Raw genomic sequence first — 21,376 nt, forward strand, 5'->3', positions numbered from 1 at the left:
CCGTCTCGGCGGATCCGCCCGCTACAGCGCGCGTCCTGCTACCGCGCTGAGTTTCGCCACCAGCGACGGATCGCGCACATCGCGCGCGGTGATGATCGCGGTGTCGAGACACGTATCGATCGGTGAAGCCTCGCGCTCCATCGGCAGATTGCGCAATAGCGTCATCACCATCGCCCGGGCTTTCTCCGCGTTCGCGCCGAGTTGCGCGATCACCTGCGCGACGTCGACGCCCGCCTCGTCCTCGCGCCAGCAATCGTAATCCGTCACCATGCCGACCAGCGCGTAGGGCAGCTCCGCCTCGCGCGCGAGCTTCGCCTCGGGCATCGCGGTCATCCCGATCACGTCGCAGCCCCATTGGCGATAGAGAAGACTTTCCGCGCGCGTGGAGAATTGCGGCCCCTCCATCGCGAGATAGGTGCCGCGGTCGTCGACCTGAACGCCGGCTTCTCGCGCCGCTTGGGCCGCATAGCGCGACAGTCGGGCGCATACCGGATCGGCCATCGAGACATGCGCGACGAGGCCGGTGCCGAAGAAGCTCGACAGGCGGCCCTTGGTGCGATCGATGAACTGATCGACGATGGTGAAGCTGCCGGGCGGGCGTGCCTCGACCAGCGACCCAACCGACGACACCGCCAGGACGTCGGTCACCCCGAGCCGCTTCAGCCCGTCGATGTTTGCGCGCGCATTGAGGTCTGAGGGCGCAATGCGATGCCCTCGCCCGTGTCGTGGAAGGAATGCGACGTTCACGTGGCCGACGCGGCCGGTGAAAATCGCGTCGGAGGGCTCACCCCAGGGCGTCTCCACCGTTTGCCAGCGACCGTCCTCGATCCCGTCGACCGCGTACAACCCCGAGCCGCCGATGATCCCGATCGTCCAGCCGGTCATTCTGCGGCACTCATTCCGCGAGCGCTCGCGGCCGGGCGTAGATGAAGTAGATCACCAGCCCGAGCAGGTTCCACAGACCGAAATACAGCTGCGTCTTCGAGGGCAGGCTGACGAACAGATACAGGCAGCCAAGGATACCGATCGCCCCGACCAGCGTCGCGGCCGGCGCACGGAACGTCCGGACCGCATCGGGCGCACGGCGGCGCATCACCAGCATGCACGCGCAGACCGCGACGAACGCGGCGAGCGTGCCGGCATTGGCGAGCGCGGCAATCTCGGCGAGCGGCAACAGGCCCGCGATCACCGCGACGATCGCCGCCGTGATCCAGGTAATCCGCACCGGCGCGCCTCGCTTTGAAACCTTGGCGAGACTCAACGGGAGCAACCCGTCGCGCGCCATCGTGAAAAAGATCCGGCTCTGGCCGAACAGGAAGGCGAGCAGCACGGTCGGGAGCGCGATCACCGCGGAGGCACCGAGGAACGTCGCGAAGCCCGGGCGCCCGATCTCGCGCAGGATCAACGCGAGCGGCTCTGCGCTCGCCGCGAACCGGGTGTACGACAGCGCGCCGACCGCAGCCACCGCGACCAGAATGTAGATCGCGATGCACGCGACCATCGACCCGACGATCCCGATCGCGAGGTCGCGGCCGGGGTTCTTGGTCTCCTCCGCCGCGGTCGAGATTGCGTCGAATCCGTAGAAGGCGAAGAAGATGATCGCCGCCGCCGCCATGACGCCGCGTTCGGCACCGTCGGGCTGGACCGCCTTGGGGAAGCCGTAGGGCATGAACGGATGCAGGTTGGCGCTATTGAAATACTTCAGCGCGATGAACACGAACACGGTCAGCGCGATCATCTTCACAGCCACCAGCACCGCGTTCAGCGTCGCACTCTCGCGCGTGCCGAACGACAGCACGCCAGCGACGACCGCGATGATGAAGATCGCCGGCACGTTTAGGATGCCGCCGAGTTCGGGGCTGAGCGTCAGCGCCTCGGGAAACCCGAACGCACCGCGCAGCAACGGCGCCGCGTACCCCGACCAGCCGACCGCGACGGTCGACACGACGAGCGAATATTCGAGGATCAGCGACCAGCCGATCACCCACGCGATCAGCTCGCCGAGCACCACATAGCTGTAGGTGTACGCACTGCCCGACGCCGGGATCATCGTCGCCATCTCGGCATAGGCGAGCGCCGCGCAGGCGCAGATCCCGCCGGCGATAACGAACGACAGGATCACGGCCGGCCCGGCGAGCCCTGCGCCAACGCCGATCAGCGTCAGAATACCGGTGCCGACGATCCCGCCGACGCCCATCGCGACGAGGTGCGGCCACGACAGGGTGCGCGCGAGCTGATGCTCGGGCGGCTGCTCGGTGACGATTTTTCGGCGAAACAGACTGGCCACGGATATCCCCTTTGTTGGCGCGGGGAGTGGCACAGGAGGGGCGCGGCGGGCAAGGCTAGCGGTCAGTTAGCGGGAACTGCCCCGTCCTCCGTCATGCCGGGCTCGTTCCGGCATCCACGGCTCCGCACATTCGAGAAATCTGAGTTCGCGGAACGGTGGCCCCCGGAACCAGTCCGGGGTGACGGAGGGAGTGGAACGCCGTCACCCGCACCTCCTTGTTCTCCCGCGAAGGCGGGGGCCCATTCTGGGTCCCCGCCTTCGCGGGGACACACGCTATTTTAAAGCGATTCTTAAACGGTGAAGCTTTCCCCACACCCGCACGCACCCTTGGCGTTCGGGTTCTGGAACACGAAGCCGGCGGTGAAGTCGTCCTCAACCCAATCCATCGTCGAGCCGATCAGATACAGGATCGACCCGCCATCAACGAACAGGATGCCGCCGGGCGTCTCGATTCGCTCGTCGAACGGCTTGGCCTCGCTCACGTAATCCACCGAATACGCCAGCCCCGAACACCCCCGCTTGGGCGTCGACAGCTTCACCCCGATAGCGTCCGCTGGCGCGCGCGCCATCAGATCCGCGATCCGCGCGTGGGCCGTCGCCGTAAGGTTCAGCGCCGCCGGCCGTGCTCGCAATGTCGTCGCCATCTCTTCTTCCTTCCCCCCCTCCCGCGAGCGGGAGGGGCCGGGGGTGGGCTCCCGGCCAGCCATTCGAACCGTAATCAACGACGTGAGCGCGAGCCCACCCCCTACCCCTCCCGCATGCGGGAGGGGAAGCATAAGTCAGAGCATGCCCAGCTCTAGCTTCGCCTCATCCGACATCTTCTGCGGATCCCAAGGCGGATCCCAGACCAGGTTCACTTCCGCGAACCCGACCCCCGGCACCGACCCGACCCGCATCTCGACCTCCGCCGGCATCGACTCCGCGACCGGACAGTTCGGCGTGGTCAGCGTCATCGCCACCACCGCATGCCCGTCCTCAGTCACCTCGACGCCGTAGATCAGCCCCAGATCGTAGATGTTCACCGGGATCTCGGGATCGTAGATCTCCTTCAACGCATCGATGATCGCATCGTACACCGCGCCGCCGGGCTCGCCGGGCGAGTCCACCTGCGGCTTCTGCGCCAGGAAACCGGCAAGATAATCCCGCTTCCGCTCCGCGTCGGAGTCCGTCTCCATGACGACCCGCGCCTTGAGCGGCGATGCGACCGCATCCACTTCCTCGATCTCGAACCGATCGCTCATCCAAAAATCCTTGTTACTCGCTCGATACCGCGCACCAGCGCCGCGACGTCCGCCGGCCCGTTATACACGCCGAAGCTCGCGCGGGCCGTCGCTTCTACGCCCAGCGCCTCCATAAGCGGCTGCGCGCAGTGATGCCCGGCGCGGATCGCGACGCGCTCCTCGTCCAATATGGTGCCGATATCGTGCGGATGAACCCCCTCGATCGTGAAGCTCACGATCCCCGCCGAGTCCGCCGGGCCGTAGAGGCGCACCGAATTGATCCCCGACAACGCCTCGCGTGTCGCGGTCACCAGCGCCGTCTCGTGCGCGTGGATCGCGTCGAGCCCGATGCTCTCGACATAGTCGATCGCGGCATGCAGCCCGAGCGCACCGACGATATGCGGCGTCCCCGCCTCGAACCGCCCCGGCGGCGGCGCATAGGTGGTCCTGGCGAACGACACCTTGTCGATCATCGACCCGCCACCCTGATACGGCGGCATCGCGTCGAGCAGTTCAGGCTTCGCCCACAGCACGCCGATCCCGGTCGGCCCGTACAGCTTGTGCCCGGACAACACGTAGAAATCGCACCCGATCGCCTTCACGTCGACCGCGATCCGCGGCACCGACTGGCAGCCGTCGAGCAGGATCTTCGCGCCAACCGAATGCGCGATCTCGGTCGCGCGCTTCGCATCGAGCACAGACCCGAGCACGTTCGAGACATGCCCGAGCGCGACCAGCTTGTGCGCCGGCGTGATCATCCGCTCCATCGCGTCGAGATCGATACGGTGATCGGGGGTGAGCGGAATGACGTCGATCGCCGCGCCCACACGTTCGGCGACCATCTGCCAAGGCACGATGTTGGAGTGATGCTCGAGCAAAGACAGCAGGATGCGGTCACCTGCCTTCAACTGCTCGCCGGCCCAGCATTGGGCGACGAGGTTGATGCCCTCCGTCGCGCCGCGAACGAACACGACCTCGTCGGGCGACCCCGCGCCGATGAACCGCGCGACGGCCTTCCGCGCCGCCTCGTAAGCAACCGTCATATCGGCCGAACGCTGGTAAACCCCCCGGTGCACGGTCGCATAGGTTTCGCCATACGCACGCGTGATCGCATCGACCACGACCTGCGGCTTCTGCGCGGTGGCGGCTGTGTCGAGATAGGCCCAGCCCTCTGGGATCGCGGGGAAGTCCGACAGCCGGTCGAGCGCATCCTCCCCGGCACGAGGAGGGGGACCGCGACGCGAAGCGGCGGGGTGGAGGGGGGCTTCCACAGACGCTACGCCTCGTGGAGCCCCCCCTCCACCAGCCACGCTGGTCCCCCTCCCCGTGCCGGGGAGGATTTCTGTCCCGTCATTCACAGCGCCCGCTCCAGCCACGCATCCGCATCCGCCACGAAAGCCTCCCGCACCGCCTCGTCCGCGATCTGCACGAACGCATCCCCCACGAACGCGCGCGTGAGCAGCGCTTGCGCCTTGGCATGCGGGATGCCACGGCTCTGCATGTAGAACAGCGCGCGCTGGTCGAGTTCGCCGACCGTCGCGCCATGCGCGCACTTCACGTCGTCCGCGAAGATCTCCAGCTCGGGCTTCAGGTTGACCGTCGCGGTCCGCTGCAACAGCAACCCGCGGAGCGACTGCACGCCGTCGGTCTTCTGCGCATCGCGCGCCACCTCGACCCGCGCCGCAAGACTGGCGGTCGACTTGTCCGCCGCGACCGCACGCCAGATCTGCTTGCTCTGCCCGTTCAGCGCGGCATGCCGCACCGACACCGCACATTCCTGCCGCTGGTCGTTCCGCGTCAGCAACGCGCCACCATATTCTGCAAACGCATCGTCACCCGAGACGATGATCGACCCCTCGATCCGCGTGCCCGCATCGCCCGCGCCGAGCACCGTCGCGATCAGGCTGGCACCCGCATGGATGTCCACCTCGTCGCGCAACGACACGAAGCCATCGCCCTGCAACAACCGCACCGCCCGCGTCAGCTTGGCGCCCTTGCCGAGCGTCATCCGCGTCGACCGGTTCGACCAGCCGGCGCCGGCATAGGTCTCGACCACCGACGCGCTCGCACCGTCGGCAAGCAGAAGCTCGGCCGGAAGCTGGTTCTCGCCGCCGGTCGCGATGTGAACGATCTGGAGAAGCTCCGCCGCAGCGTTCGCCTCAACCCGGATCGACCAGCCGGTCCCGGTCGTACGGCGACCAAGCACATGCGCGCCGCCATCGACGTGCGCGATCGCAACGTGCCGCAAATCGCTCCGAGCCTCGTCGAGCACCCCATCGACGAACACCGCCCGCGCACCCGGCAAGTCCAAAAACCACTCGCCAGCATCTGACGCAACGCCGCGTGGCAGTTCAGCCGCCGCCACAATCGCCGCCGGATCACCCCAGCGCCAGGATTCCTCACGCGTCGAGGGAAGTTCGGCCTTCAAATCCTCCCCGGCACGGGGAGGGGGACCGCGACGCGTAGCGGCGGGGTGGAGGGGGGCTTCCACGGACGCTACGTCCAGTGGAGAACCCCCTCCACCAGCTTCGCTGGTCCCCCTCCCCGTACCGGAGAGGATTTGCGACAGAACGCTCATGCGGCGATCCCCACATAGCCTTCGCTCTCGAGCTGCTGCGCGAGTTCCTTGCCGCCCGAGCGGACGATCTTGCCATCCGCCAGCACGTGCACGAAGTCCGGCTCCACATAGTCCAGCAGCCGCTGGTAATGCGTGATCAGCAGCACCGCCTTGTCGGGCGCGCGCATGATGCGGTTGATGCCGTCGCCGACGACGCGCAGCGCATCGATGTCGAGCCCCGAATCGGTCTCGTCGAGGATCGCGAACTTCGGGTTGACGATGCCCATCTGGACCATCTCGTTGCGCTTCTTCTCGCCGCCCGAAAAGCCGACGTTCACCGGCCGCTTGAGCATGTCGTAATCCATGCCGAGCAGATCCGCCTGCCCGCGCGCGAGCTTCAGGAACTCGCCCCCCGACAGCGGCTTCTCGTCGCGCGTCGCACGCTGGGCGTTGAGCGCCTCGCGCAGGAACTGGACGTTCGACACCCCGGGGATCTCGACCGGATACTGGAAGCCGAGGAACACGCCCGCCGCGGCGCGCTCATGCGCCTCCAGCTCGAGCAGGTCGACACCGTCGAACGTCACCGACCCCGCCGTGACCTCATAGCCGGGCCGCCCGCCAAGCACATAGCCCAGCGTCGACTTGCCCGCCCCATTCGGCCCCATGATCGCGTGCACCTCGCCCGCGTTGACGGTTAGGGACAAGCCCTTGAGGATTTCCTTGCCGTCGATCTCGGCGTGGAGGTTTTCAATTTTCAGCATCATCTTCTCAGATTTCAAGATTCATAAGGATGGTTACGCTGGCGACCCAGCCAATAGTGCCGCCAACGAGTGCATGGACGGACCAAGCGCCGTTGCGGTTTACCATGAAAGAGATTGCGCCAACTGCGATGGTCAACAGAACAGCCAAGGGAGCAGCAAACCAGAAATCCCGATCAAACACGCCTGCCAACACTGCCCCAATGATGGGCAGTGCAGAAACAAGCAGCGGCGACCGGGAGTGGGCTGCGATCACCCCACACTCCCCTCAAGGCTGATCCCCAGCAGCTTCTGCGCTTCGACTGCGAACTCCATGGGCAGTTGCTGCAGCACCTCGCGCGCGAAACCATTCACGATCAGCGCGACCGCCGCCTCCGCATCCAGCCCGCGCGACATCGCGTAGAACAGCTGGTCCTCGGAGATCTTCGACGTGGTCGCCTCATGCTCGATCTGCGCGGACGGGTTGCGGACCTCGATATACGGCACGGTATGCGCGCCGCACTGGTCGCCAAGCAGCAGGCTGTCGCACTGGGTGAAGTTCCGCACACCCTCTGCGGTCGGCGCGACACGCACCAGCCCGCGATACGTGTTGTCCGAGCGCCCGGCCGAAATCCCCTTCGACACGATCGTGGATCGCGTGTTCTTGCCGAGGTGGATCATCTTCGTGCCGGTATCGGCCTGCTGGCGGTTGTTCGTCACCGCGACCGAATAGAACTCGCCGACCGAGCCATCGCCGAGCAGCACGCACGAGGGATACTTCCACGTGATCGCACTGCCGGTCTCGACCTGAGTCCAGCTGACCTTCGAGTTCTTGCCCTGGCACAATGCGCGCTTGGTGACGAAGTTGTAGATCCCGCCAACGCCGTTCTCGTCGCCCGGATACCAGTTCTGCACGGTCGAATATTTGATCTCGGCGTCGTCGAGCACAACCAGTTCGACCACCGCCGCGTGCAACTGGTTCTCGTCGCGCATCGGCGCGGTGCAGCCTTCGAGATACGAGACGTACGACCCCTTGTCCGCCACGATCAGCGTGCGCTCGAACTGCCCGGTATTCTCGGCGTTGATCCGGAAGTACGTCGACAGCTCCATCGGGCAGCGCACGCCCTCCGGGATGTAGACGAACGTGCCATCGGAGAAGACCGCCGAGTTCAGCGTCGCGAAGTAATTGTCGCGCTGCGGCACGACCTTGCCGAGCCACTTCCGGACGAGCTCGGGATATTCCTTGATCGCCTCGGAGATCGAGCGGAAGATCACGCCCGCGGCCTCGAGCTCCTTGCGGAACGTGGTCGCAACCGACACGCTGTCGAACACCGCATCCACCGCGACGCGACGCTTCGGGTTGCCGTCCGCGTCGAGCGGATCCTCGACCACGCCCGCCAGCATCTTCTGCTCGCCGATCGGAATGCCAAGCTTCTCATAGACGCGCAGGATCTCGGGATCGACCTCGTCGAGCGACCCGAGCTTCGGCTTCGCCTTGGGCTCCGCGTAATAATACGCGTCCTGGTAATCGATCGGCGGCACGTTGAGCTTCGACCAGTCGGGCGCTTCCATCGTCTGCCACAAGGCGAACGCCTTCAGCCGCCAGTCGAGCATCCACTGCGGCTCGCCCTTCTTGGCGGAAATGAAGCGCACCGTGTCTTCCGACAGACCCTTCGGCGCGAATTCCTGTTCGATGTCCGAGGAGAAGCCCCACTCATACGTCTTGTTCGCGGCGGCATACGCCTCTGCGTTCCGGGTAGCCATCATTCCATCTCCGCCGCAACGCGGCTCTCAAAAAACTCGGCGATCTCTGCGCCTCTGCGCGAACAAGAAATTTTGCGCGCAGAGGCGCAGAGATCGCTGAGGAAGGGGTAAGGCGCTACGCGCGTCATGCGGGCACCTGCGAAAGGGGGGCTTGCGAAAGACTAGCGAGCGACACGCCGGCGAGCGCTCCGCGGACCGCCCCATTGACCGCGTTCCAGTGCGGTTTCACGCGACAGCTCTGGTCGATACAGCAATCCTGCGAGGCGCCGTCGACGCACGCAGTCAGCGCGATCGGGCCTTCGACCGCCTCGATGATGTCTGCGAGCGAGATCATCGCGGGCGGTCGCGACAGGCGAAAGCCGCCGCCGGTACCGCGCGTGCTCTCGATCAGCCCCGCGGCCGACAGCCGGCTCACCAGCTTCTGCACGGTCGGCAACGGCACGCCGGTCTCCTCGCTTAGCAGCGTCGCGTTCAGCCGAGCGATACCGCCGCAATGACGCGCCGCGGCGCTCATCATCACGACCGCATAGTCGGCTAGGCTGGAGAGACGCATAGTGGCTTAGAGTCCAATCGGACCGATATGATCCGATTGATCAAATGGGCTTTGTGCAGTGCATCGTCAACCCGGCGGGCGGTGCTAACGACTCGCAACTGAATCGCGTCGTCACCCCAGCGAAAGCTGGGGTCTCCCGGTTCGGGTCGAGTGGCTTGAACGGGGAGACCCCAGCTTTCGCGGGGGTGACGGGTTGGGGAGGTCGGACAATGTAGATTTGCGGAGCAAGACATGCCCGGCGGTGCAAGGCTTGACGCTATCACAACGGGACGCGAGGACGACGCATGGCCTTCTACCACCCGATCCTCTTCCGCCTCGACGCCGAACGCGCGCACGGTTTGACCATCGCCTCCCTTGGCGCGTGGGGGAAGGCCGGCACGCCGCTCGCCCCCCGCGTGCCGCGGCTCGCGACGACCGTGGCGGGGATCGCCTTCCCCAACCCACTCGGCCTCGCGGCAGGCGTCGACAAGGACGGCCACGCGATCGCCGGCTTCTTCGGCCTGGGCTTCGGTAGCGTCGAGATCGGCACGCTCACGCCGCTCGCCCAGCCCGGCAACCCAAAGCCCCGCATCTTCCGCCTCCCCGAAGACCGCGCCGTCATCAACCGCCTGGGCTTCAACAACGGCGGCCTCGATGGCGCGCTTCCCCGTGCACAGAGCGCAAAGCGCAACGGCATCCTCGGCATCAACGTCGGCGCGAACAAGGATGCGACCGACCGCACCGCCGACTATGTCCACGGCGTCACCCGTGCCGCACCCCACGCCGACTACATCACCATAAACATCAGCTCCCCCAACACCCCCGGCCTCCGCGACCTCCAGCACGGCGCCGCACTCCGCGAGCTGCTCGCCGCCTGCACCGCTGCCAAGGGCACCACGCCGATCTTCCTCAAGGTCGCCCCCGATCTCGACCCCACCGACATCGACGACATCGCCCGCGCCGCCCTCGACAACCGCATCGACGCGCTGATCGTCAACAACACGACGATCTCCCGCCCCGGCCTGCGCTCGGCCAACGCCAAGGAAACCGGCGGCCTCTCCGGCGCGCCGCTAGCTTCGCTAGCCCGCCAACGCCTGGCCGACTTCCGCAAGGCCACCGGCGCAGCGATCCCCCTGATCTCGGTCGGCGGCATCGACAGCGGCGCCGAAGCCTATGCCCGCCTCCGCGCCGGTGCGAGCCTCGTCCAGCTCTACACCGCGCTAGTCTACGAAGGCCCCGGCCTCCCCGCCCGCATCCTCCGCGAACTGGACGCGCTGCTGAAGCGCGACGGGTTTGCGAAGGTCGCCGACGCGGTGGGGGTCGACGCCCGCTAAGCTACCCCCCCACCTCAACCGTCATCCCAGCGAAAGCTGGGATATCCCGGTGAGACTCTTGTAGTCCGCCTGACAGATATACTCCAGCTTTCGCTGGGGTGACGGAGGGGGCGGGGCGGCGGAATGACGAGTGCAGTGCGCCGATGCCTGCCCTGGCGACTTGCCTCATACCCGAACCGCGCTACGCTCGCCGGCGATGAAGACCTCTCTCCTTGCGCTCGCCCTCCTCGTCCCCGTCGCCACCGCAGACGCGCGCCAACCCGCCCCCGCTCCCAAAGACCAGGGCATGGTCAGCGCCGCCGACCCCCGCGCAGCCGCCGCCGGCGTCGAGATCCTCCGCGCCGGCGGCAGCGCCACCGACGCGGCGATCGCGACGATGCTCGCGCTCAACGTCGTCGAGCCGCAGAGCTCGGGGATCGGCGGCGGCAGCTTCTGGGTCAGCCATGCGGCCGGCGGCGCGCTCAGCACAATCGACGCACGCGAGACAGCGCCGGCCGCCGCCGATGCGCGCTGGTTCTACGCCCCCGACGGTACCCCGCTGAGCCACCGCGACGCGGTTCCCGGCGGCCGCAGCGTCGGCATCCCCGGCGCGCTCCGCGGCATGGCGCTCGCGCACCGCGCGTCGGGCAAGCTCCCCTGGGCGCGGCTGTTCGCCCCTGCGATCCGGATCGCGACCAACGGGTTCCAGGTTACGCCGCGTCTCGTCAACGGCATGGCGGCATATGGCGGCCATGTGACGCCCGAGACGCGTGCGCTGTTCTCGAAAGCAGACGGCACGCCTGTCGCCGTCGGTGACACGGTGAAGAACCCCGCGCAGGCCGCGCTGCTCCAACGCATCGCCACACAAGGCCCCGACAGCTTCTACGTCGGGCCCGAGGCGCAGAAGATCGTCACCGCGGTCAACACCGCCGCGCGCAACCCCTCGAAGATGACGACCGGCGATCTCGCGAGCTACGACGCGAAGAACCGCCCGCCGGTCTGCATCAAATACCGCGTCTACCAGGTCTGCGGGATGGGCCCCCCGTCGTCCGGTGGCCTGACCGTGCTGATGATCCTGAAACAGCTCGAACGCTTCGACATGGGGAAACTCGGCAAGGACAGCGCGCAGGCCTGGCATGTGTTCGCCGAATCCTCGCGCCTCGCTTATGCCGACCGCGACCTTTACGTCGGGGATCCCGATTTCGTCCGCGTGCCGATCAAGGGCATGCTCGACCCCGTCTATCTAGCGGCACGCTCGGCGTTGATTTCGCCCGCGACGACCATGCGGACCGTCGCGCCCGGCACGCCTCCCGGCGCCCCCGCCCGCGCCCCCGCGCCGGTCAGCGAAGTTCCTGGCACGACGGATCTCGCGGTGGCCGACGCACGCGGCAACGTCGTCGAGGTGACCACCACCGTCGAGAGCTATTTCGGGTCCGGCATCACCGTCGACGGCACCGTGCTCAACAACCAGCTGACCGATTTCGATATCGTCCCCGAAAAGAACGACGCGCTCGTCGCCAACCGCGTCGAGGGCGGCAAGCGGCCGCGCAGCTCGATGGCGCCGACGATCGTCTACGGCCCCGACGGGAAAGTTCGCCTCGCCGTCGGCGCGGCGGGCGGCTCGACGATCATCGCGCAGGTGGCCAAGGCGATCATCGGCGTGATCGACTGGAAATTGTCCGCGCAGGACTCGATCGCGCTGGGGTTGCTCTACGCCCCCGGCCACGTCGCGGCGGCGGAAAAGGGTACGCAGATCGAGGCGATGATCCCCGCCCTGGAGGCGCTCGGCGAAACAGTGCGAGTGACGCCGCTGGGCCTGAAAGCGAACGCGATCGAGCGCGTCGGCGGCAAATGGATCGGCGCCGCGGACCCGCGCAGCGAAGGCGTCGCGATGAGCCAGGACGGCACGATATCCCGGATCCGGCGCGTCGGCGTCCTGCAGCGCGCGCCGGAATAAGACGGAAAACAGCCAATGGGCGGGAGCATCGGCTGGGACACGGACGGCATCGCCCGCTAAAGGGAGGGCATGTCTATTCTCCTAACAGGTTCGAGCCGCGGCATAGGCGCCGCCATCCATTCTGCGCTGACCGACGCTGGCGCAGCCGTCATTGGGCATGGGACCGCCAGCGGCATCCCGGCCGACTTCGCCGATCCTGCGGCGCCGACTGCGTTGTGGAACGCCGCGCTGGAGCAGGCTGGCGGTACGATCGACGTGCTGATCAACAATGCGGGGGTGTTCGAGGCTAGCCCGCTGGGCGCGGACGACTGGACCGCGCAATGGGAGCGGACGATGCGGGTCAACCTGACCGCGTCGGCCGAATTGTGCCGGTTGGCGGTGCTGCATTGGCAATCGCGGGGCGTCGGTGGGCGGATCGTCAATATCGCGAGTCGGGCGGCGTATCGCGGGGATTCGCCCGCGCACTGGCATTATGCCGCGTCGAAGGCGGGGATGGTGGCGATGACCAAGACCATCGCTCGAGGGTATGCGCGCGAAGGCATCCTGGCGTTCGCGGTGTGTCCGGGCTTCACGATGACCGGGATGGCGGAGGAGTATCTGGAGGGCCGCGGGGGCGATGCGTTGCTGGCGGATATTCCGCTCGGCAAGGTCGCGGAGCCCGCCGAGATCGCGTCGGTCGCCCGCTATTGCGCGCTGGAGGCGCCGGCCTCGATGACCGGGTCCGTGATCGATGTGAATGGGGCCAGCTATGTCCGATAGTTGGAAGCTCACCCTCCCCTGCACGCGGGCCGAGGCGGAGGCGATCGATGCGAGTGGCGATCTGGGTGACGCGATTCCGGGCGACGCGGTGCTGATGACCACCGAGGAGATCGAGGACGACGTCGAATCATGGCGGCTCGATGCGTATTTCGAGCATGAGCCGGCCGCCGACACGGTCGCCGCGGTGCGTGCGCTGGTGCCGAGTGCGGCCGGGGCCAAGATCGCGGTCGAGCAATTGGGCGATGCGGACTGGGTGACGATGAGCCAGGCCGGGCTCGAGCCTTTGTCGGTCGGGCGGTTCTTCGTACATACCGGCGCGCATGCGGGCGATGTGCCGGCGGACAAGCGGGCGTTTCTGATCGAGGCGAGCCGGGCGTTCGGGACCGGGCATCACGAGACGACGAGCGGGTGTCTGGCCATGCTCGACGGGCTGGCGGATGCCGAATTTGCGAACGTCATCGATATCGGGACGGGGACGGGTTTGCTCGCGTTTGCGGCGGCGCATCTTTGGCCTGGGGCCAAGGTGATGGGGACGGATATCGATCCGGTCTCGATCGACGTTACGTGCGAGAATGCGGCGTTGAATAGGGTCTCGGGGATCGATCTGGTGGTCGCTGACGGCACGTTGGACGAGGCGATCGTGACGCGCGCGCCGTATGATCTGGTGATCGCGAATATTCTGGCTGGGCCGTTGGTGTCGATGGCGCCGGAAATCGCGTCGATTGCGGATGCGCGAGCAACGATCGTTCTAGCCGGGTTGCTGGAGACCCAGCGTGCCGGAGTCGTGGCGGCGTATGAGGCTTGCGGCTGCTCGCTCGAGGCGGTCGACCGGCGGGGGGATTGGAGTGTGCTTCGGTTAAAGGCTGGGGTTGAGCGTTTCGTGGCCGATGGGCCGTTCGATCCCAAGGGTCGCGATGGGTGGGCACTCGATATTTGAGGGGTGCGGAAATCTGAGAGCTGCCCTTCCCTCAGAAGAACGTTCCCCCGCGAAGGCGGGGGTCCAGTCTGGGCCCCCGCCTTCGCGGGGGAACAAGTTTGCAAAGGTTGCCCTTACCCCATCTCTGACACCACCCCGGCGAAGGCCGGGGCCCAGTTGGGTGAAGCCTTGAGATAGAACCGCACCGCTATCCCAACTGGGCCCCGGCCTCCGCCGGGGTAGTGGCCTCTGTGAGGGAGGCTTTTATGCGGTCTCCGCGGCCACCTTTGCGTTCGCGTAGTCTTGCGTACCCTCAGTGATGACCACATCCCCCGGCTCGATCCGCGCCACCGGGATATCCGGCAGCGCCTTCAGCTCCTCATACAATGGCGCGAAATCCGTCTCTACCGTCAGCCGCAGCAACTCGTCGAAGCTCGGAATCACGAAGTAGTTCTGCTGGAAATCGTCGATCCGGTATTCGGTCCGCATCACCCGGGCGAGATCGAGCGCGATCCGGTTGGGGCTCGGATCGTCGAGCGCGAAGCGGGTTTCGGCGTAGCTGGAGACGATGCCCGAGCCGTAGATGCGCAGGCCCTCGGGCTCCGCGATCAGGCCGAACTCGACCGTGTACCAATAGAGCCGCCCGAGATATTTCAGCGCATCGAGGCCGAGCGCGCGCTGACCGCCGCGACCGTAGGCGGCGAGGTAATCCGCGAACACCGGATCGGCGAGCATCGGCACGTGGCCGAACACGTCGTGAAACACGTCGGGCTCCTGGAGGTAGTCGAGCTGGTTGGGCCGACGAATGAAGTTGCCGGCCACGAACCGCCGGTTGGCCATGTGGTCGAAGAACACGTCGTCGGGGACGAGCCCGGGCACCGCGACGACCGACCAGCCCGTGAGCTTCGTCAGGCGCTCGGACAGTTCCTCGAAATCGGGGATGCCGGGCTTCGACAGCTTCAATACATCGAGCCCGCGCAGCCACGCGTTCGAGGCGCGGCCGGGGAGCAGCTTCGACTGGCGCGCGAACAGCGTGTCCCAGGTCGCGTGATCCTCGGCGGTATAGGCCGCCCAGTTCTGCGGGATCGTCCAGTCGGGGGCGCCTTCGGGCGGAGTGCTCAGTACGTGCGTGTCATTGGCCATGGGCTTGGTCTAGCATGACGGAATGAAGACGGAAACGCGTTGGGTTAAGTGGATTTCATGGGCGATCGCCGCCGTGTTCGGGGTGGTCGCGAGCTATGCGGTGGCGGGGCTGGTCGGCGGGTCGATCCCCAGCAATCGCGATTGGCGGCCCCCTGCCGAGGGGGTGCACATCTTCGTCGAGAGCAACGGCGTGCATACCGGGATCATCGTGCCGAAAATGGCCGCCGGGGTCGATTGGCGCGGGGTGGCTCGGGCGGAGGATCTGCGCGATCCTCGCTATGGCGCGTTTGATCATGTGTCGTTCGGGTGGGGAGAGAAGAGCTTCTACCTGGAGACACCGACCTGGGCGGACGTGAAGCTGCGGACGGTGGTTGCTTCGGCGGTCGGGAGTGATCGGACGTTGGTGCATGTCGATCATCTGCCGAGGCCACGGGCGGGGGATGGGGCTCGGGAGATCGTGGTGACGCCGGCGCAGTATCGGCGGCTGGCGGCGTATATCCGCGCGAGCTTTCGCGACGGGGGTGCGCGGTATCCTGGGTATGCGGGTTATGACGCGTTTTACGAGGCTAACGGGCGGTATAGCGCGGTTCGGACGTGTAACAGCTGGACGGGGGATGCCCTGCGATTTGCGGGGGTGCGGGTTGGGTGGTGGACGCCGTTTCCGGTTACTGTGATGGAGTGGTTTTAGGGGCTGTCCTGCCCGCTAGATTGTTCTCCCGCGAAGGCGGGAGTCCAGGCTGGGCTCCCGCCTTCGCGGGAGAACAAGGAGGGGGCGGAGCAGTTGCTCGGGCCACCACCCCGGCGGAGGCCGGGGCCCAATTGGGAAACAGCGGTAACCGCGCGCAGTGCGTCGTCAGCAACGTCCCCCAATTGGGCCCCGGCCTCCGCCGGGGTGGTTTTTGGGGTTAGGGACCGGTCAATTCCCTGCGCGGTAGCCCTGGTACTGGCCGCATTCCGAGCGCTGGGGGTCCTTCTTGCAGCGTTTCGCCAGTTCCTTGCGCTGTTTGCCCTCTTCGGCTTCCTGCTTGCGCATCTTCTTGCCGTAGTTGCGGTCCGATTCTTCCTGGCTGGTGGTGGTCCAGTCGACCGCCTTGCCGGCGACCTGGAACGGCGCCTTCACGATCGAGGCCGCGGTGCTGATGCAGCCGCTTACGAGGAACGGCAGCAGCGCCAGCACGGGAAGACATTTACGCATTTACTTCACTCCTGCGCGTGCGGTTCCCGGGCTCGGTCGCGCGCTTGGGCACCGTATAGCGGAAAATCGGTGAAGAATCCGTCGATACCTTGCGCGAGGCCGGCGTCGATCTCGGCTGCGATGTCGCCGTGCGCCGCGGGGTCGGTGCCGCGGCGGAAGCGGGTCGGTTCGAAGTAGTTTTCGGCGCGGTAGGTCCAGGGGTGAACGCGCAGTCCGGCGGCGTGCGCGTCGGCGACCAGCGTCGTTGGGGTAGCGTCGGTCCAGAGCATCGCCTTGTCGGGGCCGATCCCATACGCATAGGCCGCGACCGCCTTGAGGCCGGCTGGCGTGATCATCGCCGCATAGCTCGGCTGCGCGCCATCGGCGGGGGCGCCCTCCCGGGCCATCAGCTGGATCAGGCGGACCTTGGTCATCGTGTGGAGGCGCTGGAGGTTGGCGACTTCGAACGACTGGATGAAGACCGGTGCCTTCGCTGAATCCCAGCCCGCCTCGCGGAGTTCGGCGACCAGCTTCGCGTCGGTCGGGTGGCCGATCTTCGCGAAATAGGTCGGATGCTTGGTCTCGGGATAGATGCCGATCGTCCGGCCCGTCTCGGTCGAGCGGCGCTTGGCGAGCGCGATGATCTCGGCGAGCGTCGGAATCTGGAACTGGCCATCATAGGCGGTGTTGGCCGGGCGGAGCTTGGGCAGGCGTTCCTTCGCGCGCAGCGTCTTCAGTTCGGCGAGCGTGAAGTCCTCGACGAACCAGCCGGTCATCGTCTGGCCGTCGATCGTCTTCGTGGTTTTGCGCGCGGCGAACTCGGGGTGGTCGGCGACGTCGGTCGTGTCGGCGATGTTATTCTCGTGCCGCGCGACGAGCACGTCGTCCTTGGTCGGCACCAGATCGGGCTCGATGAAGTCCGCGCCCTGGTCGATCGCGAGCGAATAGGCCGCCAGCGTATGCTCGGGCCGGAGCCCGCTCGCGCCTCGGTGCGCAATGACGATCGGAGGCGATAATCGGGGAGAAGCTGGCGTCATCGCGGCAGCTTGCCCGCTTGCTGCGACGAGCGCCAGCGCACCGATGTGTGAGAGCCTGTCGCAATAGGAAACGATTGAGCGCATCGGCGTTGAGTCCTCGAAATCCGTACATTCCCGGCACATTCAACCAGGGGCACCGCCATGCATTTCACGATCAATGGTCAATCATATGACGCCGAGCCCGATATTCGTACGTCGGTACTCGACCTTTGCCGCGAGCATCTCGGGCTGACGGGCTCGAAGAAGGGCTGCGATCATGGCCAGTGCGGGGCGTGCACGGTGCTGATCAACGGCCGTCGCGTCAATTCCTGCCTGACGCTCGCGGTAATGCATCAGGACGACGAGATCACGACGATCGAAGGGATCGGCCAGCCCGGCAACCTCCACGCGTTGCAGGACGCGTTCGTGCGGCATGACGGCTATCAGTGCGGATACTGCACGCCGGGGCAGATCTGTTCGGCGGTCGGCATGCTCGACGAGGTCAAGAAGGGCTGGGCAAGCCATGCGTCGGGCGACCTGACCGATCCGAAGTTCGACGATGCCGAGATTTCGGAGCGGATGAGCGGCAATCTGTGCCGTTGCGCCGCGTACCCGAACATCGTCGATGCGATCCGTGAAGTCGGTGGTGCCGAGCCCGCAGGCCGGACCGCGGACGAGAAGGACGCCGCGATGGAAGCCAACGCACGCGGGGAGCTGGTGGCATGAAGACCTTCACCTATGAAAAGCCCGCGACGCCGGAAGCGGCCGTCAAGGACATCGATACCAATGGCGCGAAGTTCATCGCGGGCGGCACGAACCTGCTCGACCTGATGAAGCTGCAGGTCGAGACGCCGGACAAGCTCGTTGATATCTCGCGGCTCGATCTCGCGAAGATCGAGGAGCGTGAGGATGGCGGGCTGACGATCGGTGCGCTGGTGCCGAACAGCGATCTCGCCGCCGACCGTCGCGTCGTCGCCAAGTACGAAGTGCTGAGCCGGGCATTGCTGGCGGGTGCCTCGGGCCAGTTGCGTAACAAGGCGTCGACCGGGGGCAATCTGCTCCAGCGGACGCGGTGCTATTATTTCTACGACACGGCCGCGGCGTGCAACAAGCGCGAGCCGGGCAGCGGCTGTTCGGCGATCGGTGGCTATAACCGTATCCTCGCGATCTTGGGGACGAGCGAGCATTGCATCGCGACACATCCGAGCGATATGGCGGTGGCGATGCGTGCGCTCGACGCGACGATCGTGACGCTGAAGGCGGATGGCGACCGTCGGCGGATTTCGATCCACGATTTCTATCGCCTGCCGGGCGATACGCCGCAGATCGAGAACGCGCTCGAAGCGGGTGAACTGATCACGCACATCGAACTGCCAGCGCCGCCCAAGGGCAAGCAGGAATACCGCAAGGTGCGCGATCGTGCCTCGTACGCGTTCGCGCTGGTCTCGGTGGCGGCGATCGTCGATGTGCAAGACGGCGTGATCGCGTCGGCCTCGCTCGCGTTCGGCGGCCTCGGGCCGATGCCGTGGCGCAACCCGGCGGTCGAGGCCGCTCTGGTCGGCAAGGCGCCGTCCGATGCCGTGTTCGAAGCTGCCGCAACCGCGCTGCTTGCCGATGCCAAAGGCTATGGCTCGAATGACTTCAAGATCCCCCTCGCCCGTCGCACGCTGATTGCGACGTTGCGCAACGTCACGGGAGCATAAGCATGTTCGGTTTTGGCACTACGAATAGCCTGACGATGGACAAGCCACATCCGGACTCGTTGCTGGATACGGGCGTACAGGGCGTCATCGGCAAGCCGCTCGACCGGATCGACGGGCCGCTGAAGGTCACCGGCACGGCGACCTATGCGGCGGAATACCAGTTCGACAACATGGCGTACGGCGTGCTGGTCGGCACGAAGATCTCGGCGGGCAAGGTGGTCTCGATCGACGTCGATGCGGTCAAGGCGATCCCCGGCGTGATCGACGTCGTCACCGACTTCGACCAGTTCATCCGCGTCTCGGCGCAGGGCGGCGCGACCGATGCACCGACGCAGGGCGTGAAGGACATCGCGTTCTTCGGCCAGATCGTGGCGATCGTGCTCGCCGAAAGCTTCGAGGTCGCGCGCGATGCCGCGGCCCGGCTGCCGATCGAGTATGACGAGGCGGAGGGCCAGTATGACTTCGCCGCGCACCGCGACGAGACGCGGACCCCGCCCGACGATGCCGCGCCTGCGCATTTCAAGCAGGGCGATGTTGACACGGCGATGGCTGACGCGGCGGTGACGATCGATTCGACCTATGTCACGCCGAGCCAGAATTCGGCGGCAATGGAGCCGCACGCCTCGACCGCGGTGTGGGATGAGGATGGCTCGCTGACGCTGTACGGCGCGTACCAGATGCCGACGTCGGACGCGCAGCAGCTGGCGAAGTCGCTCGGCATTTCGGAGAAGAAATGCCGGATCGTCGCGCGCTATATCGGCGGCGGGTTCGGCTCGAAGCTCGGCATCGCGCCCGAGAGCGTCGCGGCGGCGATCGCGGCCAAGCAGCTTGGCCGTCCGGTCAAGGCGGTCATGTCGCGTCCGCAGGTGTTCGAGGCGACCGTCCGTCGCTCGAATACCGAGCAGCGCGTCCGGCTCGCGTCCGATGCCGAGGGCAAGCTGTCGGCGATCGGTCACGAGACGCTCGCATCGAATCAGTCGACCGAGGATTATTTCGAGCCTGCGGGCATCGGCACGCATCTGTTGTACGGCGGCGATAACCGGCTGATCACGCATGATCTGGTCGATGTGAACCTGGTCCTGTCGGGTTCGATGCGCGCGCCGGGCGAAGCGGTCGGGATGCTTGCGCTGGAAGGCGCTATGGACGAGCTGGCGGAAAAGCTCGGCATGGATCCGATCGAGCTGCGCAAGCGCAACGATCCGATAATCGACCCCGAGAAAGACGTGCCCTATTCGTCGCGCAATCTGACGCGCGCGCTCGACGAGGGTGCGAAGAAGTTTGGCTGGGACAAGCGCCAGAAGGCCGGCACGCACCGCGAGGGAGAGTGGCTGATCGGCATGGGCGTCGCCTCGGCGGTGCGCGGCAACATGATGATGGAATCGTCCGCCAAGGTCGAGATCCACCCGGACGGCTCGGCGACGGTGTCGTCGGCGATGACCGATATCGGCACCGGAAGCTATACGATCCTGGCACAGATCGCGTCGGAGATCCTGGGCATCCCGGTCGCGAACATCACGATGTCGCTGGGCGATACCAATGATCCACCGGCAGCGGGTTCGGGCGGTTCGTGGGGTGCGGCTTCGTCGGGCACGGCCGTGTATCTCGCGTGCGAGATGCTGCGCGGGAAGCTGGCCAAGGCGGCTGGCGTCGACGAGGACGGCCTGACGCTGAAGGACGGCAAGGCCATCGGTGACAACCGCTCGACGCCGATCGGCGAGCTGGTCGGCAAGGGGCTCGAGGCTACCGGGCACATCAAGCCGGGCAAGCAGGAGAAGGAAACGTCGCAGGCCGGGTTCGGCGCGCATTTCGCCGAGGTCGCGGTCAACGTGATTACGGGCGAGACACGGGTGCGGCGGATGCTCGGATCGTTCGCGGCGGGGCGCGTGCTCAACGCGAAGACCGCGCGGTCGCAGTGCCTCGGCGGGATGACGTTCGGGATCGGCACCGCGCTGACCGAGGACCTGATCCACGACACCCGGACCGGCAAGCTTGTGAACCACGATCTCGGCGAATATCACGTGCCGGCCAATGCGGACGTGCCGCAGATGGACGTCCACTTCGTCGACGAGCGCGACATCCATGCGAACCCGATCCACGCGAAGGGGATCGGCGAGCTGGGGATTTCGGGCGCGGGGGCTGCGGTGGCGAACGCGGTGTATAATGCAACGGGGATACGGGTGCGCGAGTTCCCGATCACGCTCGACAAGCTGCTGGATCAGTTGCCGGCTGTTTGAGGCCGGAGCTGAGTAAAGCTTACCTCATGTAACAGTACCCCCCCGGCGGAGGCCGGGGCCCAAT

Annotated in this window: 21 protein-coding genes; 8 read left to right on the top strand and 13 right to left on the bottom strand. The window is 66.3% G+C overall.

Annotation, left to right across the window (positions count from 1 at the left end):
* Positions 1–21 precede the first annotated feature (21 nt).
* The 10 genes from SPHN_RS03710 to SPHN_RS03755 all read right to left on the bottom strand — a co-directional run bounded on the left by SPHN_RS03710 (position 22) and on the right by SPHN_RS03755 (position 9,118).
* Positions 22–885: an S-methyl-5'-thioadenosine phosphorylase gene (locus tag SPHN_RS03710; protein WP_248521213.1), complete on the bottom strand. Its 864-nt coding sequence runs from the start codon at positions 883–885 to the stop codon at positions 22–24.
* A gap of 10 nt (positions 886–895) precedes the next feature.
* The gene (locus tag SPHN_RS03715; RefSeq protein ID WP_248521214.1) at positions 896–2,287 is read right to left on the bottom strand and encodes an amino acid permease; all 1,392 of its coding nucleotides are present in this window, start codon (positions 2,285–2,287) and stop codon (positions 896–898) included.
* A 290-nt stretch (positions 2,288–2,577) separates the two neighbouring features.
* A complete protein-coding gene (locus tag SPHN_RS03720) occupies positions 2,578–2,931 on the bottom strand; it encodes a HesB/IscA family protein (protein ID WP_248521215.1) in 354 nt (117 codons plus the stop codon).
* A 135-nt stretch (positions 2,932–3,066) separates the two neighbouring features.
* On the bottom strand, positions 3,067–3,528 hold the full coding sequence (locus tag SPHN_RS03725; RefSeq protein WP_248521216.1) for an SUF system Fe-S cluster assembly protein: 462 nt from the start codon (positions 3,526–3,528) through the stop codon (positions 3,067–3,069).
* Complete coding sequence (locus SPHN_RS03730; RefSeq protein ID WP_248521491.1) at positions 3,525–4,703, bottom strand: cysteine desulfurase; 1,179 nt, start codon at positions 4,701–4,703, stop codon at positions 3,525–3,527. Before SPHN_RS03730 ends, SPHN_RS03725 begins: the two co-directional genes overlap by 4 nt.
* A gap of 158 nt (positions 4,704–4,861) precedes the next feature.
* The gene (locus SPHN_RS03735; RefSeq protein ID WP_248521218.1) at positions 4,862–5,935 is read right to left on the bottom strand and encodes a SufB/SufD family protein; all 1,074 of its coding nucleotides are present in this window, start codon (positions 5,933–5,935) and stop codon (positions 4,862–4,864) included.
* Between the two features lie 146 nt (positions 5,936–6,081).
* A complete protein-coding gene (sufC, locus tag SPHN_RS03740; RefSeq protein ID WP_248521220.1) occupies positions 6,082–6,825 on the bottom strand; it encodes a Fe-S cluster assembly ATPase SufC in 744 nt (247 codons plus the stop codon).
* A 7-nt stretch (positions 6,826–6,832) separates the two neighbouring features.
* Entirely contained in the window at positions 6,833–7,078 is a 246-nt protein-coding gene (locus tag SPHN_RS03745) for a hypothetical protein (RefSeq protein ID WP_248521222.1), read from the bottom strand.
* Positions 7,075–8,565 (bottom strand): Fe-S cluster assembly protein SufB, encoded by a 1,491-nt coding sequence (gene sufB, locus SPHN_RS03750; RefSeq protein WP_248521224.1) that lies wholly within the window; start codon positions 8,563–8,565, stop codon positions 7,075–7,077. Before sufB ends, SPHN_RS03745 begins: the two co-directional genes overlap by 4 nt.
* Positions 8,566–8,689: 124 nt before the next feature.
* Entirely contained in the window at positions 8,690–9,118 is a 429-nt protein-coding gene (locus SPHN_RS03755; protein ID WP_248521226.1) for an SUF system Fe-S cluster assembly regulator, read from the bottom strand.
* A 284-nt stretch (positions 9,119–9,402) separates the two neighbouring features.
* Between SPHN_RS03755 and SPHN_RS03760 the strand changes: the two genes are divergently transcribed.
* From SPHN_RS03760 to SPHN_RS03775, 4 genes are all read left to right on the top strand, one after another.
* Positions 9,403–10,431 carry a quinone-dependent dihydroorotate dehydrogenase gene (locus SPHN_RS03760; RefSeq protein WP_248521228.1) on the top strand — a complete coding sequence of 343 codons (1,029 nt, stop codon included), beginning with the start codon at positions 9,403–9,405 and terminating at the stop codon, positions 10,429–10,431.
* A gap of 196 nt (positions 10,432–10,627) precedes the next feature.
* On the top strand, positions 10,628–12,367 hold the full coding sequence (gene ggt / locus SPHN_RS03765) for a gamma-glutamyltransferase (RefSeq protein WP_248521230.1): 1,740 nt from the start codon (positions 10,628–10,630) through the stop codon (positions 12,365–12,367).
* 69 nt (positions 12,368–12,436) lie between these two features.
* On the top strand, positions 12,437–13,126 hold the full coding sequence (locus tag SPHN_RS03770; RefSeq protein ID WP_248521233.1) for an SDR family NAD(P)-dependent oxidoreductase: 690 nt from the start codon (positions 12,437–12,439) through the stop codon (positions 13,124–13,126).
* The gene (locus SPHN_RS03775; RefSeq protein ID WP_248521234.1) at positions 13,116–14,063 is read left to right on the top strand and encodes a 50S ribosomal protein L11 methyltransferase; all 948 of its coding nucleotides are present in this window, start codon (positions 13,116–13,118) and stop codon (positions 14,061–14,063) included. The genes SPHN_RS03770 and SPHN_RS03775 overlap by 11 nt, the downstream gene beginning before the upstream one ends.
* Before the next feature lie 243 nt (positions 14,064–14,306).
* On the opposite strand, the gene phhA is transcribed toward SPHN_RS03775, so the two are convergent.
* Positions 14,307–15,185 carry a phenylalanine 4-monooxygenase gene (gene phhA / locus SPHN_RS03780; protein ID WP_248521235.1) on the bottom strand — a complete coding sequence of 293 codons (879 nt, stop codon included), beginning with the start codon at positions 15,183–15,185 and terminating at the stop codon, positions 14,307–14,309.
* A gap of 22 nt (positions 15,186–15,207) precedes the next feature.
* On the opposite strand from phhA, the gene SPHN_RS03785 reads away from it, so the two are divergent.
* Positions 15,208–15,873 (top strand): TIGR02117 family protein, encoded by a 666-nt coding sequence (locus SPHN_RS03785; RefSeq protein WP_248521236.1) that lies wholly within the window; start codon positions 15,208–15,210, stop codon positions 15,871–15,873.
* Positions 15,874–16,101: 228 nt separating this feature from the next.
* On the opposite strand, the gene SPHN_RS03790 is transcribed toward SPHN_RS03785, so the two are convergent.
* Entirely contained in the window at positions 16,102–16,380 is a 279-nt protein-coding gene (locus SPHN_RS03790) for a hypothetical protein (RefSeq protein WP_248521238.1), read from the bottom strand.
* A 5-nt stretch (positions 16,381–16,385) separates the two neighbouring features.
* The gene (locus SPHN_RS03795) at positions 16,386–17,396 is read right to left on the bottom strand and encodes a glycerophosphodiester phosphodiesterase (protein ID WP_248521493.1); all 1,011 of its coding nucleotides are present in this window, start codon (positions 17,394–17,396) and stop codon (positions 16,386–16,388) included.
* Between the two features lie 141 nt (positions 17,397–17,537).
* Here SPHN_RS03795 and SPHN_RS03800 point away from each other — a divergent pair, with 141 nt between their 5' ends.
* From SPHN_RS03800 to SPHN_RS03810, 3 genes are read left to right on the top strand one after another with little or no spacing between them, the layout of a single operon-like run.
* Complete coding sequence (locus tag SPHN_RS03800; protein ID WP_082441359.1) at positions 17,538–18,101, top strand: 2Fe-2S iron-sulfur cluster-binding protein; 564 nt, start codon at positions 17,538–17,540, stop codon at positions 18,099–18,101.
* Positions 18,098–19,078, top strand: coding sequence for an FAD binding domain-containing protein (locus tag SPHN_RS03805; protein WP_248521239.1), 981 nt, complete (start codon positions 18,098–18,100; stop codon positions 19,076–19,078). The genes SPHN_RS03800 and SPHN_RS03805 overlap by 4 nt, the downstream gene beginning before the upstream one ends.
* A gap of 2 nt (positions 19,079–19,080) precedes the next feature.
* Positions 19,081–21,312, top strand: coding sequence for a xanthine dehydrogenase family protein molybdopterin-binding subunit (locus SPHN_RS03810; RefSeq protein ID WP_248521241.1), 2,232 nt, complete (start codon positions 19,081–19,083; stop codon positions 21,310–21,312).
* Positions 21,313–21,376: the final 64 nt, after the last annotated feature.

This window comes from Sphingomonas faeni (genome assembly GCF_023195535.1).
GTDB classification, from domain to species: Bacteria; Pseudomonadota; Alphaproteobacteria; order Sphingomonadales; family Sphingomonadaceae; genus Sphingomonas; species Sphingomonas faeni_B.